The organism is Citrobacter youngae (genome assembly GCF_003818115.1).
Lineage (GTDB): Bacteria > Pseudomonadota > Gammaproteobacteria > Enterobacterales > Enterobacteriaceae > Citrobacter > Citrobacter youngae.
The window spans coordinates 255931-270747 of the sequence record NZ_RPOI01000016.1 but is presented as its reverse complement, the minus strand read 5'-3'; the positions used below and the strand labels follow the sequence as shown (position 1 = coordinate 270747).

11 protein-coding genes are annotated in these 14817 nt (G+C 37.6%); all 11 read right to left on the bottom strand.

Annotated elements, in window-relative coordinates:
* Positions 1 to 194: 194 nt before the first annotated feature.
* Positions 195 to 1433 carry a DUF7024 domain-containing protein gene (locus tag EHN13_RS14345; protein ID WP_124021627.1) on the bottom strand — a complete coding sequence of 413 codons (1239 nt, stop codon included), beginning with the start codon at positions 1431 to 1433 and terminating at the stop codon, positions 195 to 197.
* A 17-nt stretch (positions 1434 to 1450) separates the two neighbouring features.
* Complete coding sequence (locus EHN13_RS14340) at positions 1451 to 2146, bottom strand: hypothetical protein (RefSeq protein WP_124021626.1); 696 nt, start codon at positions 2144 to 2146, stop codon at positions 1451 to 1453.
* Positions 2147 to 2186: 40 nt separating this feature from the next.
* Positions 2187 to 3308 (bottom strand): glycosyltransferase family 4 protein, encoded by a 1122-nt coding sequence (locus tag EHN13_RS14335; RefSeq protein ID WP_124021625.1) that lies wholly within the window; start codon positions 3306 to 3308, stop codon positions 2187 to 2189.
* A gap of 5 nt (positions 3309 to 3313) precedes the next feature.
* Entirely contained in the window at positions 3314 to 4450 is a 1137-nt protein-coding gene (locus tag EHN13_RS14330; protein ID WP_124021624.1) for a glycosyltransferase family 4 protein, read from the bottom strand.
* Entirely contained in the window at positions 4450 to 5346 is an 897-nt protein-coding gene (locus EHN13_RS14325) for a GDP-mannose 4,6-dehydratase (protein WP_124021623.1), read from the bottom strand. Before EHN13_RS14325 ends, EHN13_RS14330 begins: the two co-directional genes overlap by 1 nt.
* Entirely contained in the window at positions 5346 to 6386 is a 1041-nt protein-coding gene (gmd, locus tag EHN13_RS14320; RefSeq protein ID WP_101741464.1) for a GDP-mannose 4,6-dehydratase, read from the bottom strand. Before gmd ends, EHN13_RS14325 begins: the two co-directional genes overlap by 1 nt.
* Positions 6387 to 6393: 7 nt before the next feature.
* Positions 6394 to 10122 carry a glycosyltransferase gene (locus EHN13_RS14315; protein ID WP_124021622.1) on the bottom strand — a complete coding sequence of 1243 codons (3729 nt, stop codon included), beginning with the start codon at positions 10120 to 10122 and terminating at the stop codon, positions 6394 to 6396.
* 306 nt (positions 10123 to 10428) lie between these two features.
* Complete coding sequence (locus EHN13_RS14310; protein WP_124021621.1) at positions 10429 to 11427, bottom strand: class I SAM-dependent methyltransferase; 999 nt, start codon at positions 11425 to 11427, stop codon at positions 10429 to 10431.
* Positions 11417 to 12643, bottom strand: coding sequence for an ABC transporter ATP-binding protein (locus EHN13_RS14305; RefSeq protein WP_101741468.1), 1227 nt, complete (start codon positions 12641 to 12643; stop codon positions 11417 to 11419). Before EHN13_RS14305 ends, EHN13_RS14310 begins: the two co-directional genes overlap by 11 nt.
* Positions 12643 to 13437, bottom strand: a complete 795-nt coding sequence (locus EHN13_RS14300) for an ABC transporter permease (protein WP_101741469.1) — start codon at positions 13435 to 13437, stop codon at positions 12643 to 12645. Before EHN13_RS14300 ends, EHN13_RS14305 begins: the two co-directional genes overlap by 1 nt.
* The gene (gene cpsG / locus EHN13_RS14295) at positions 13438 to 14814 is read right to left on the bottom strand and encodes a phosphomannomutase CpsG (protein WP_101741470.1); all 1377 of its coding nucleotides are present in this window, start codon (positions 14812 to 14814) and stop codon (positions 13438 to 13440) included.
* Positions 14815 to 14817: the final 3 nt, after the last annotated feature.

Genomic DNA, 14817 nt, shown 5'->3' with positions numbered 1-14817 from the left:
ATATTCTACTTGATACATCGCTGACATATGAAATTCTCGGTTGGTCAAAGACAAAATCAGACATCATAGCAATGATGTGAAGTATTTGACTCATTTATTCCCACCAGTAAATAAACAACCATCTAATACGAAAATATTTTGGTCATTTCAATAAATGAAATAACCAAAATAGTACTTACTGTTTTATCAATAAATCATTCCCAATGCATTTTTATTAATCCCAGACCAATCTCCCTTGTATCATTACTCAGACCTAGTTGGGCAGGTGATGCAGGTGAAGGTACTTTAATAGTGATCTCGGGGTTTTTCACTACCTCAGGAAATTCAAATTTTGCAACGTATTGATTTTTTTTCCCTTCTTGTGGAAGCAGAGTTCTGGAAACATTATTAACTGTCATTAGCAGTGGCTTATCCATATTTGGTCCAAAAGTAGTAAGTTCTACATAGAAGGTCACACTCTTATTTAGCTCTACGTCCAGGAAGAATTTAACATCATTTCCTTCACTCCAGCGGCCCCATCCCTCATATTGACCAATACCTGCAACACCTGCAACAAAACTTGGAAAACCAGCTTTTTTAAAATCAATTGTGTTGGGTTTAGATGCAGAGTATTTCAGTCCATCATAGGGGATAAATCCGTCACAATACATTTCCCCAGTAATGTAACGCCACCCATATCTTGGAAATGAAGAAGTACTGAGATCGATAGGTTTATGTGTTTTTAAATCCTTATACTCCCCATTACATGAATCACTAAATAGCTTATTGTCTGTCTCACGGTAAATTATTTTTGTAACAACACCATTACTATTTTTATAAGCATAGGAGTCTTTCATCCCACTCATCCACTGATCCATGGGAAAAGTTCTAACAATGAAAATATCTGGTTCTGGTTCATAGAGATGAGGGTAATTTTCCAACAGGTATGAAGTCCATGGCTTATGAGCTATCGTGTTTATTTCATTCGTATGCCCTCGACAAAATAAGATGTATAAAGTCGCAGCGAGAAACAAAATAGTCTTTTTATTTATACTATCAAGCACAGTTGAAGAATAGACGCAACACCATGCTACAATTGGTGCGATTGAATACAAAGCATATCTTTGAAAAATACTCTGACCTGAATTAATAGCATTATTAGCCATCAACGGGATGCAAATCAAAATTGAAAAGGCCAATGAGAATATTAGATCATTCAACAACTTATGATCATTCTTTTTTTTCAAAAACAAAATAAACAAAACCACCCATGGCGCACCAACCCAAAGTCCCTGGTCCAGATCAAAATAGTAAGATATGAAATGATGAAAGTTGATATTTGAAATATTACTAGCTTGGCTTCCAATTAGGCTAAACTTTCCGAATTCTGCATAATAAAATATTATAGAACTTATTGAAATAACACCATATAACCATACTTGCCAACGCTTCAATAAATAAAAAGAAGTGGCTATAATGTTATTTTTTCTAATCTTGCTATATATATAGGAATCAGAATGAATAAAAGAGAGAGCGATACTACTTGAATTGATGCAAAAGATATAAAGGCCACAGCACGTAATGGTCTGTCAGTAATCAAATTATAAAACGCAAGAAAAACGAAGGTATAGATCATTACCTCCGGATGGCTCCATTTCAAATAAAATAGCACACCACCAGCCAAAAACAAAAATTGCGCAATACCATCCTTCTTGTCTCTTATTGCCATTAGATATAATGCAAACACTAAAAAAATCGCATTAATTAATTGAAAAGATTTAAGAGGATTTATATTAAAAATAGATAATATTTTCTCAGCGATCGCCGTTAAAAGCGGGTAAAACCAAAAATGATACCCATAATAAGAACCATCATCGCTTTTAAAAATACCTATATTAGCTGCATTTTTTTCATTAGCCAGAATACCATTTTTTATATTTTCTAAATATGGCAAACTATAATCTGACGACTTATATTTACCAACATCATTCATTCTATCTGTTACATCATTTGCAGTTATATCAGGAGAAAAATGGTTAACAAATGATTTAGCTATAAGTGAATACTCATGACCATCGCCATTTCGTTGTGGTTTACTTATTAAACTTACTGCAAGTAGTGCAAGGGATAAAATAAAGAATACTATATAATTAATTTTTCTTGACATTTTTAACTCTATTCAAGCATAACCATTTAATGGTTAATCGTTATTTTACCTTAACAATCAGCGACTTATATAGGTCTGCATAATTATGCGACATTTTTTCGGAAGTGAATATGTCATTGAACCGTGAATATGCCTTTAACCCACAATTATTTGCCAGTTGTTGATCATAATATAACATCTCCATGGCTTCTCTGAGAGAACATGAATCATCAGGTGGAATAACTAATCCGGTCTCACCATGTATATTGATGTAAGTTGTGCCAGTGCCTATTTCACAAGAAATTAAAGGTTTCCCATGCATTGCACCCTCGAGCAAAGTGATACCAAATGCTTCTGAACGTAAATGAGATGGAAAAACAACCGAATAGCAAAGTTGTAGCAATGCAGTTTTGTCTTCGTCATTTAATACGCCAACAAAGTGAATATTTGATAAGTTAAGCTCTTTAGCTTTTAACTTTAACTCTTGTTCAATACCACCGCCACCAACAATAACAACTGGTAAGGTTGTAGAATGCACAGCATCTAATAAGGTATGTAACCCTTTATAGTAGCGAAACGCGCCAATAAATAGAAAGAATTTATCTCCGAATTTCTTACGCCAATAATTGATTCTGTCATCACTGACATTAGGATAAGAATTTTCATCTAATCCATAAGGGATGACCTTTACTTTAGATTCGAATTTCTGTAATACAGTACTAGTCTTTGCATAATTTGGAGAGGCAGCAACAATGCAATCAACTGAGCTCAGAAAGCGATTCATTAGTGGTGAATATAACCGAGAAATAAACTTTTGTTTTACAATATCAGAATGATAGCTAACAACTGTTGGTTTTTTTATTCGACACAAAAAATGAAGTATATCCATAAAAGGAAATGGATAATGGTAATGAATAATATCTGCTTGCTTTGCTAATTCTTTAAATTTTTTAATGCAAGATAGAGAGAATGGTGTTGAGGCTATTTCAAAATTAGTTTTTGCGTAGAAGACACGCTGCTTACCAATTTTTTGATTATCAATATCCCCGCGTTTACTTAGAGAAAGTACGGTTGATTCAACATCATATTCAGCCCCAGACTCACTTAGCTGGTAGATAACTTGCTCGATGCCACCAAAAGTATCTGGATAGTATGTTTTATAAAAGTGCAATACTTTCAACATTAGTCTTACTTCACCTGTTTATATGCAGCAACCGTTTCAGTTGCGCATCGTTTCCATGAAAATTGGCTAACATGTGATAGCCCACTGTTAGTGGCACTACCCTGCCATTCCGTATCCGTAAGACTCTTCATAATTAAAGACGTTAGCGTCTCAACATCCATGGCATCACACATTAACGCACTGCTACCCGCAACTTCAGGAAGTGAAGAGCTATTTGAACATACAACAGGAGTACCAGAAGCCATCGCCTCTAATACAGGTAGCCCAAACCCTTCATAAATTGATGGAAATAAGAAGCTAACCGCGCCGGCATACAGTGCTGGCAAATCGCTTGAAGGCGTAAATCCTAAATAACGTAACCAGCCTTCTCGTTCACCTTGCTCAAATCGACGATGCAAAGTATCACTATTCCACCCTTTGAACCCGCTAATTACGAGTGGGGTTTGCTTTCTCAGTAAGAGTGGCAGACGCTCGTAAGCATCAAGCAATGTCGCAATATTCTTTCTCGGTTCAATCGAGCCAGTAAATAGGGAATATTTTTTAAAGGTAAGTTCGTATTTTCCGAGAACAGGAGTTATATCTTCTTCACGGCGGGGCTTAAATTCACCACTACATGCTAACTTTGCAGTAAACACCCTACTTTCAGAAATATTAAAATAATTAATCAGTTCCAATCTGGTAAAATCAGAGTCTGTAATAAATACTGATGCACGCTTTACCGTTTGTAAAAGCTCTTTACGCATATACCTAACTCTCTCAGGAGGATGGCATTGCGGTAAAGTAAAAACAGAAAGATCATGAAACGTGACAACACAGCGCTCTACCTTCGGTGGCAGATAAAAATTCGGCCCATGATAAATCGTATCCTTATGATTTCTCAAGACATTAGTCTTCAACCACGGAGCTGTGAGCCTATATACTTCCGAAGCCAGTCGACTCTTTTTTATTAAACTTTTAAGCCCCTCTGTTGAAGAGCTATTTTCTTTAGCCACGGGCATTTGCTGAGTAAGTCGATGCCCATTTAAAAAAAGTAATTCGGATATTTCTGGATCATCAGATAAACATTTAGCCAACTCAAATGCATAGCGACCGATACCTGTTAATGGGTATTTTATTGCATCAGTTCCAAATATGACTTTCATTACTCGTTTTCCAACATCCAGCGCAGAGTATCTTCGAGTGGTGGGACATTCCAATCTGGAATAAATGATTGTAATTTAGATGGATCCCCACTAAGTGTCTTAACTTCATTTGCCCGGACAAATTCTGGATTAATCTGGATGGTCAGATGGTGTCCGGTTATTTTTTCACAAAGTTCAATAACTTTTCTCAGTGAATATGTGCGGCCAGAGCAGATGTTAATAACTTCACCAACTGGTTTCGCCTGTAATAACTTGACATAAGCATGGCTTAATGCACGAACATCTGTAAAATCACGCCAAACATCAATATTTCCTAACTCGATCGTCGGTGATTTTGATTTAAAGTGTTTAACTATCTTTGGCAGAAGGAAGTTTTCCGCCTGACCAACACCTGTATAGTTAAATGGTCTCGTAATGAATACGGGTAGTTTATCCATCCACAATCGAGACATATATTCCATGGCTAACTTGCTGACGGCATAATCGTTCGCTGGATTTGCTGTCGCAGATTCATTCAGTTGCCCTGCGGTACCATTTCCATAAATGTTTGCACTACTGGCGAGAAGCACACCATCCAGGATGGTGCTGCAGGTACTCAAAGCCTGCAACAAATTACGCGTACCAAGTAAATTAACATTGTAGAAAGCATCTGCATCACCATGCCCGACATATGCGATAGCGGCCAAATGGACAACAACGTTTGGTTGTATGCGCTCCACAATATCCTGCAACTTCGCAGTATCCATTAGATCAACCTGATAATAATCAGGCCCATCAAAAGGCATTGCACCAATACCGAATACCCGATATCCGGCAGCGGATAACTCCGCTGCCACATAGCGGCCGGTAAAACCATTAATCCCTGTTACCAGGGCATGTTTGCCGGCGCCGAACATCAGAAAGAAAACCCTTGCTGGTTACGACGTAAATCAGCTTCAACCATCATTTGGCATAACTGCTCTAACGAGGTTTTTGGCTCCCAGCCCAGAATTTCTTTTGCACGGGCAGGGTTACCAATCAGCAAATCCACTTCAGCAGGACGGAAGAATTTAGGATTTACGCGAACTAATGTTTTCCCTGTCGCAACATCAATACCCACTTCTTGCTCGTCTTTCCCCTCGAAGCGCAGCGTAAATCCTGCTGCTTTGAAAGCCATGCTGACAAAGTCACGCACGGTCTCTGTACGATTAGTTGCGAGCACAAAGGTATCGGGTTTTTCTGCCTGCAGAATACGCCACATACCTTCGACATATTCTTTTGCATAGCCCCAATCACGCTTGGCGTCCATATTACCAAGTTCAAGGACATCAAGTTTGCCAAGTTTGATTTTAGCAACAGAATCAGTGATCTTACGCGTTACAAATTCCTGGCCACGTAATGGTGATTCGTGGTTAAACAGAATCCCGCTTGATGCAAAAATATTATAGCTTTCACGGTAGTTCACGGTCATCCAGTGAGCATACAGTTTTGCAACGCCATACGGACTGCGCGGATAAAATGGAGTATCTTCTTTCTGCGGTACCGCCTGAACGAGACCGAACATTTCAGACGTTGATGCCTGATAATAACGAATCTCAGGGTTTACAATACGAATAGCTTCGAGCAAGTTGACCGGTCCAATACCTGTAATTTCAGCAGTGGTCACCGGCTGGTCAAATGATACGCCTACAAAACTTTGCGCCGCGAGGTTATAAACTTCTGTAGCACCAGTTGTTTGCATCAATCGGATACTTGCAGACAAGTCTGTAAGATCGTATTCAACTAAGTGGAGGTTCGCATTATCTTTGATACCTAATTCTTCGATACGCCAGAAGTTGACAGAACTTGTACGGCGGTAAGTTCCGTATACGACGTAGCCCTTTCCTAGTAACAACTCAGCAAGGTAGGCACCATCTTGACCAGTAATGCCAGTAATAATTGCAGTTTTTTTAGCCATGTTATTCTTACTCACCGTTTAACTGTTGAACATTTTTAAGTACAGCATTAATCAATTGCTTAGTACTTTGTGACCATGTTAGCCAATTGAGATTTTTAATCTTTGGTATTTTATGATTTTCTTTCAGCAAAATCCATTCTTTAATAGCCACTGCAATTTGAGATGAATTCCCTGAAAAATAATAAACTGCATCACCGCCGACCTCCCTGAACACAGGAATATCCCTGGCGATGACAGGTAAATTATGTTGTGCCGCTTCTATTATTGGCAACCCAAACCCTTCACCAGTGCTAGCACAAATTAGACAAGTGGACATTTCATAAATCTCAGCTAAAAGATTATCATCAATACCTGAAAACCAGAAAAAACGTTTATTAAGCTGAGGATGATTTTTAATCTTGTTCACAAGACCTTCTACCATCCACCCTTCTTTGCCAACAAACACTAAATTTACATCTAAATTATCGAGCCATAATTGCTCAAATGCTTTCAGAATTTCTGCATGTTGCTTGCGTGGTTCTATAGTGCTAACAACAAGGAATGTATTTTTATTTTTAAGACTGCTAATGGCGTTATAAAGATCATCATTGTTTTTATGAACTGGAGGCTTAACAGCAGGATTAGCACCTAGGTGAAAGTAATCAATAGACAGACGTTTTAAGTTATCTGGTTTATTTTCTGCAACCCACTCTCTAAGTTCATTTGCAACTGTATTAGAAATGCAAATTGCAGAATCAAATGTTGTAATCCTTGAAAACCATTCGTTATATGCTTCTTTAGCGCCGGGGAAAAAGTGTTGCGGTTGATTCACCGGCAATAAATCATATACTACATAGCTAATATGCACTCCACCATTTTGCATTTCCTTCAGCTTTTTATATTGTGACTTCACTATTTCCGGCTGCAAATCCAGACCTAAAAAAACATCACCTTCATAATAGTCAATTGGGTTGTCTTCAGCCCAGTTAGCTGGAATATTTAAAAGTTTGCATCCATATTTTCTAGCATTAAAGAAACCTTCTGATTCATTTGTTGCATAGACTAACTCAACATTATAATCACTAGGTGATTCAGTCAGCAAACTACTTATAACTTCTCTTACAACCCGCTGAATACCACTCTTTGCATCTCTTTGAATCAGTTCTGAGATATCTACAAATAATTTTTTCTTTCTTGGCGTCGGCACAAAGTTCTTGGCTATGCTCTCACAAACACTTAAACAATCATTATCGTTACTTCCTAACAACTTAGTAACAGCATGTATTATATGATGTGGTTGTGGTGAAGGCTTACGATAGAAATCTTCAATTGCAGACACATATTTTTCAGCACATACCCTTGGATGGTAATATTTTCGCAATTCAGCAAATGCAGAGTTAGATATTTTCGAACGATAAGAAGGATCAGTGTATAATTTGCTTAATGCTTGAACAAGCTCCTCGTTATCGAAAGAATCAGGTAGCATCTCAACACAATCACGTTTCAGCTCGGCCATTGACCCATTCGCATTTACAATCGTTGCAAGCCCATAATTCATGCAATCCAATACTGCAGCAGAAGATTCACCACGGGAGTTTGATCTTAATTGAACCCCAATATCTGCTGCTGACAGCCAGTGGCTGTACTCTTCATTGCTTAGCCAGCCAGTTACTCTTATATTGCATTTGCAATTATTAATCAGCTTATCAATAATTGTACCATATCGATCACCCGGTTTTTCGCCTGCAAAAACCAAACAACATTTACTGTCTTTTGATAGAGGGGAATCAATCCAAGCCTGAATTAGTTCTTTATTTAATTTCGTAGGTCCCATGAGTCCAAAGCTACAGACGATCAATGCTTCAGAATCAAGACCTAAGACTTTACGCGAATCTGCTTTGCTAAAATTTTTAGCTGGAATACGTAAGAGGGGTATCGTCTCCCATTTTGGTAACGAGCTGGCGCCATACTCTTTGATGGCTAATTGTCTAGAGTATTCCGAGTGAGTTATTACACCTAAACTATTTTGAAGGACTGATATATTGCATGGATATTTATAAATCACATCAGCAGTATCTTCGGATTTATAGCGCATAGAAACAGCTGGCCAGCCACTTGATTTGAATAACTCCTTCTCCCACCCATTAATTGTATGATGTAGATGCAGATCCATATGAGCAACTATTCCGGATAAGTAATAATCATGTAATACTACAACGCCAGGATAGTTTCTCAAGAGTTCAAACATATGCCAGTGAAAACTCGAGTTGCCAAAATGATATACTATTCGATCATACGTTTCGGCATTCGCTTTAAACCATTCAATAGTCTGAATACCACAAACTGAATGAAGAAAAGGATCATTAATTTCTTCACCAGATATGGTGATCAAATCTATATGATAAAAGGCAGTCAGTTCTCTTAACAGTTCTGCACTATAATGTGCGATGCCACTTTTCATCGGTGGAAGCGGTGAAAAATATGCAAGTTTTTTTAATGTCCTATTGCTTTCGACAAAAGCAGTCGCATTCAGTTTAGTTGAGTTGATATTATTATTAATTGCAGCCCATGCTAAATTAGCAGTTTGTTCCCATGAAAAACATTCACATTGTTTACTGGAGTGTTTTTCAAGTTCTTCCCGAAAACAATTGTCATTAATTAAATTTGACATACTTGAGCAGATATCTGCAATGTCATAAGGGTCAAACAATGCTTGTTTATTATTTATTACTTCTGGAATGCTAGAGTATTTCCCACCGATTACAGCCTTTCCACACTGCATAGCTTCCAGAATAGGTAATCCAAATCCTTCGTGCCATGAAGGAAATACAAAAAACTCACATAAATTATAAAAGATTAGCAAATCATCTTCACTAATATAACCAGTGAAGATAACCTCATCATGATTCAAACCGACCTTTTTGCAGAGCTTCTTCAATCTTGTAAGGTCTTGTTCTGTAATTGAGCAAACAATTGCCAATTGATAGTCTTTGCGTTGAACAAAACTTAACAATGCATAAGCTTCAATTAACCTTTCAATATTTTTTCTAAAATCAATACCGCCAGTGTAAAGTATATACTTCCGTGTTATATTAAACTTAATTTTCCAATCATTGATATCACCCTCTGAATAAACATGCTTTTCAAAAAATGATGAGGCTGCAGTAGAAATATTAAATACTTTATTAGCATCAAAATGTAGGTAATCTACAGCTTCCTTACCTGACGACTGCGATATAGAAAGAACAAAGTCTGCTCTTTTAAGATTTACTATTTTCTTAAGATACCAGTCTTTAACAACTGGATTCTCTAAATAGATATTTTCATGAATTAATGGAATGAGGTCATATAGAATAACGGCAGTTTTCACCGGCTTTTCATAGGTATTGATGCTTGTTACTGCATCATCAACTAAGCCTTCAAATAGTGAAGTTAAAATTACTAAATCGGGTTCGAGTCTGGATATATAGTTTTCACGAATTCTTTCAGCGATTTCAATCTTAGATTTATTCTCTATATTAATATATGAAACGCCTGGTGTTGAATACCATACACGAAATGATATGTCATCAACGTGTTCGAAAAACTCATCTTTAATAGCGCCAACAGACTCCTGTAGCATTCCATTGCATAGCAAAATTATATTATTATCTTTATTTTGCTGAACAAATGATTTCACAAAGTTTAAGATATATCGGCCAATCCCTCTTTTTGAGTTGCTTGCCTGCAATCCCTGCATGTCGATTACAATACGCATATATCACTACTCTTTATTATTTTTTAAAATTTCGAACATCCGCTGTGTTTGCTCAGACAAGTTATATTCAATTACAACATTTTTCCTCATGGCTAATGAAGGTTGAGACTCAGGGGTTTTATGAACATAGACTGACTTACTAATTTTGGCATGAATTCTCTTCAGCGAATCATATAAATTCGATTTTAACAAAAGCCTAATGATTCGTTCCCTTAACCTTTCATTCGAGTTAATAATTCTAAATAATCGCATAATGATTCTTGACAAAATTATTTTCATTGATCCGCACCTGATTTTGAAGTATTTCTAACGCCTAATCGACCTTATTTTTGACTTAATCCTATTAAAAATACTTCTACTTATTAAATGTCTAATCTCATTAATTTCAGAGCCTTGCCTGGAAATTTCTAAATTTTGTCTTGTAATTTCTGAAACTTGTCTCACAATCTGAGATTGCAATTCAGAGTTTGTTTCTCTAAGTATACTGCATGCTTCTGAAATTAAATTAAGTTCTCGTTTGAGCGCATCAATTTCGATTGAGAGCTTATGGAATTTATTATTTAAACCTGAGTCAAATTTATTGGCAAGAGCATTAAATGACAACCCATATTCTAAATTAAATGCCTCATCAAAATAAGCCATTACAGAATCATCAGATTTCTTTTGTGCAACGACACTATAATCGGGACTTACACCTGCAATGACATCGATTAGCTCAATATTTTCTTTGCTGTACAGTATTTTATTTTCCTGAAGTCTTAATACTTTTGTTCTTGCAAAACCTATATATTCAGTTAAAAATGACAATAGCTGGTTTGGAATTGGCTGTATATGAGTTGGGTCTAAATAAAAACTACTTGATGCAACTACAATATTCTCAGGGTTTGGTGTTTCCAGAATAAGAATCCCACCAGGCTTAAGTACGCGTAGTGACTCGTGGATAAGTAATTTAACATTATCAAACCCGATATGTTCTACAACATGGAACGAGGAGACAACATCGACAGAATTATCCTGAAATTGCTTTAGAAAGCTAATTGCATCATCTTGAACAACATCAAGGCCAAGGTCAGTACAGTATGACAGCATGCCCTCATCTAAATCAGCCCCTTTGGCAGTAAACCCCACGTCAGTGACAAGTTCCAACCATTCGCCTCTACCGCATCCAAGATCCAACAGCACAGGATCTCTTGATGTTACTGAGAAGGGCTTAATAAAGGGAAGATAAACGCGCAAGCGATTTTTAATATCTTCCCTATCACCTCGATGCATCCCTTCGAACGAACTATAGAAGCTATCTTTCATCTACCTGTACCTCGGGTGGTAACCACGCAACCCCAACAAATGGACTTTGACTAAAGTTAATTACATTAAATACTAATGCCAGGTCCCTCCATTCGTAGTTATTACCTATATGTGTGTCTTTATCATGTAATGCTATCGCAACAGAATAACTGCCTTCCCCTATATTTAGATCAAAGTCAAAACGGTATTTAAATTTTTGTCCCGCCTGAAGGTTTTTCAACTGCTTATTATTGTGATAAGTGTTAGTTCCATACACAGGTTGCCCTAATCTATCTTTAATCATATAACCCAGAACTAACTCTTTAATATCCTTATGTATGGTTACAGATATATCTAATGTTACTTTTTCACCCACACCTAAAATCTCAGCCTCTTTGCCTTCTTTATTCAACAAAGAAACACTTTCAATCTTAGCTTCGCCGGTTCCAGATATGGTTTTTGTTATTCCATTTTCGACTTCTTGTTTGATATTTTTTGCCGATGTTGACTTCTCCGATAACATGGCATTGTAGTAATCCATTACCGTTTCTGGATCTCCTTGAATTTCAATCTCACCAGCATTTAAGAGAATGGCTTTATCGCATATAGACTGTATTGCCAGTTTATCATGCGAAACAATTAACAACGTCGTCCCCTCAGTCCTGAACTGACGGATTCTATCGAAGCTCTTATGCTGAAAATAAGAATCCCCCACTGACAACGCTTCATCAATAATCAAAATATCTGGTCTAACAGCAGTTGCTACGCTAAATGCCAGCCTCATTTGCATACCACTAGAGTACACCCTTACTGGTTGATCGATATAATCACCAATCTCTGCAAATTCTTCGATTTCAGGCATCAAACGCTCGATATCTTCATTACTGAGTCCTAATAGTTGCCCTGACATGTAAACATTTTGTCGGCCGGTGAAATCAGGATGGAATCCCATACCTAACTCAAGTAATGCAGCAACCCTACCAGTAAGTTCGATCTTACCAGTCGTCGGTTTTATCGTACCAGTAATGAGCTTGAGAAGTGTGCTTTTGCCTGCGCCATTGATGCCAATAATACCAACAGCCTCACCAGGCTGCACGACGAAGTTAATGCCTTTTAATATCCATTTTTTATCATGTCGAATAGCATTTGTTGGTGAAAACCATTCAAGCAAGCGACTAAATCTGGTGCGGTAAACCTTATAGGCTTTACTCACATTTTGCACTACAATCTTTGCCATTATAATTCATCCACCATATCAGATGCGTGTTTTCTAAACAATGAAAGTCCCAATACGCATAATACTCCACCTGATATCAAAACAGGTAAAATACTCATCCAATCTATTGGCTGCTGGTGAATATAAATGCGTTGATAATTTTCAACAAGAATTGCTAATGGATTATAGCTTAATATTTCCCGTGCTTTTTCCGGTAGTGCATCAAGCACATATACTATCGGTGTGAACCAAAACCAAAATTGTAATAAGATGCCAACAAACTGACCGATATCCCTGAAGAATACATTAAGAATACCAAGAACCATACCAAGCCCTACTGAAAATATAATTTGAACCACTAAAAGAGGTATTATTTGAATTATATTCAGAGGATGAAGATTTCCTGTAAATAGTAAAAACAAAACAAATAATGTGTAAATAATAACAAAATTAATTATTGCTGAGAATGTTACTATTATTGGCAAGCAAATCCTTGGAAAATTAAGTTTCTTTAAAAGAGCTGCGCTTTCAATAAATATATTCGTACAACGAGTTACGATCTCAGCGAACAATCCCCATGTAATTATACCAATACATAAATATATACTATACATATATACTCCCCCAGTACCAGGCAACCTGGTTTTCATAACCTGGGAAAATACCAGTGTATATACCAATATCATAGCTAGTGGCTGCAATATCAGCCACATAGCACCTAGCATACTTGTTCTATACTTTACCTGGAATTCTCGCTTAACGCTTCCAAGTATAAACCAACGATATTTATATATAATCAGCAGCAAATCTTTCATTTATTTTTCTGCCATTAACGCTAAAATTTCATCTGTTTTCATTTGCATTAATGCAATATTATTTTTTGACTCTACATTTAATCTTACAACAGGCTCAGTATTTGACGAACGAAGGTTGAAACGCCAATCATCATATTCAATGCTAATGCCATCAGTATGGTCAATATTTAGTGCTTCTGACTTATATATATCGGAAATACGTTGAATCGCAGTATTAGCATTTTCAAGTTTACGGTTAATTTCACCGGAAGCAGGAAAAGCCTGCATGCGTTGTCTAACTAAATCGGTAAGAGATAGTTTCTTCACACACAGCATCTCAGAAACAAGTAACCACGGAATCATCCCACTATCGCAATATGCAAAATCACGGAAGTAGTGATGAGCACTCATCTCTCCGCCGTAGATCGCATCTTCCTTACGCATACGCTCTTTGATGAAGGCGTGGCCCGTTTTAGACATCACAGGAATGCCGCCAGCTTTAGTCACAATATCGATGGTATTCCAGGTCAGTCGCGGGTCATGGATGATCTTCGCGCCTGGTTCTTTTTGTAAGAATGCTTCGGCTAACAGACCTACAATGTAATAACCTTCGATAAACTGCCCTTCCCCATCAAACAGGAAGCAACGGTCAAAATCGCCGTCAAATGCGATCCCTAAATCTGCGCCATGTTCTTTAACAGCATCGGCAGTATCTTTGCGACATTCTGGTAACAGAGGATTAGGGATCCCATTAGGGAAAGTGCCATCCGGCTGGTGATGAACTTTAATAAATGAAACGGGGACACTAGCAGCAACGAAACGTTTTTCAATCGCATCAATGACGTGACCAGCGGCACCATTGCCAGAGTTAACCACAAGCTTCATTGGACGAGTGAAGTTCGCGAAATCAATGTAGCCCATTAAGTGATCGACATAAGCATCAAGGATAGAAATCTTCTTGTAGCTTCCGCGCAGTTGGGCATCAACAGGCGCGAAATTATTTTCTTCGGCTAAACGCTGCACATCGCGTAGTCCTGTGTCACCACTGATAGGTTTCGCATTTTCGCGAACCAGTTTCATTCCGTTATAATCCATCGGATTATGACTGGCGGTAACTTCGATGCCGCCATCTACACCAAGATGGAAGGTTGCAAAATAGATCTCTTCTGTCCCGCTTAAACCAATATCTAGGATATCGGTACCCGCATCCATTAGGCCATTCGCTAATGCCAGTTTCAGGCTCTCGCTGGTTAAGCGTACGTCACCGCCCACCACGATTGTTTTAGGCTTGAGGAATTCACCGTATGCGCGACCAATGCGATACGCAATATCTTCATTTAATTCTTCGCCTAATTTTCCACGAATATCATAGGCTTTAAAACAAGTCAGCTTAGACATAGA

Excerpts from the sequence above, each read along its gene's own strand:
- EHN13_RS14330 (WP_124021624.1), bottom strand. The coding sequence starts at position 4,450 with ATGAAAGTCATATTTGGAACTGATGCAATAAAATACCCATTAACAGGT.
- gmd (WP_101741464.1), bottom strand. The coding sequence starts at position 6,386 with ATGGCTAAAAAAACTGCAATTATTACTGGCATTACTGGTCAAGATGGT.
- EHN13_RS14310 (WP_124021621.1), bottom strand. The coding sequence starts at position 11,427 with ATGAAAGATAGCTTCTATAGTTCGTTCGAAGGGATGCATCGAGGTGAT.
- EHN13_RS14335 (WP_124021625.1), bottom strand. The coding sequence starts at position 3,308 with ATGTTGAAAGTATTGCACTTTTATAAAACATACTATCCAGATACTTTT.
- EHN13_RS14340 (WP_124021626.1), bottom strand. The coding sequence starts at position 2,146 with ATGTCAAGAAAAATTAATTATATAGTATTCTTTATTTTATCCCTTGCA.
- cpsG (WP_101741470.1), bottom strand. The coding sequence starts at position 14,814 with ATGTCTAAGCTGACTTGTTTTAAAGCCTATGATATTCGTGGAAAATTA.
- EHN13_RS14325 (WP_124021623.1), bottom strand. The coding sequence starts at position 5,346 with ATGTTCGGCGCCGGCAAACATGCCCTGGTAACAGGGATTAATGGTTTT.
- EHN13_RS14315 (WP_124021622.1), bottom strand. The coding sequence starts at position 10,122 with ATGCGTATTGTAATCGACATGCAGGGATTGCAGGCAAGCAACTCAAAA.
- EHN13_RS14300 (WP_101741469.1), bottom strand. The coding sequence starts at position 13,437 with ATGAAAGATTTGCTGCTGATTATATATAAATATCGTTGGTTTATACTT.
- EHN13_RS14305 (WP_101741468.1), bottom strand. The coding sequence starts at position 12,643 with ATGGCAAAGATTGTAGTGCAAAATGTGAGTAAAGCCTATAAGGTTTAC.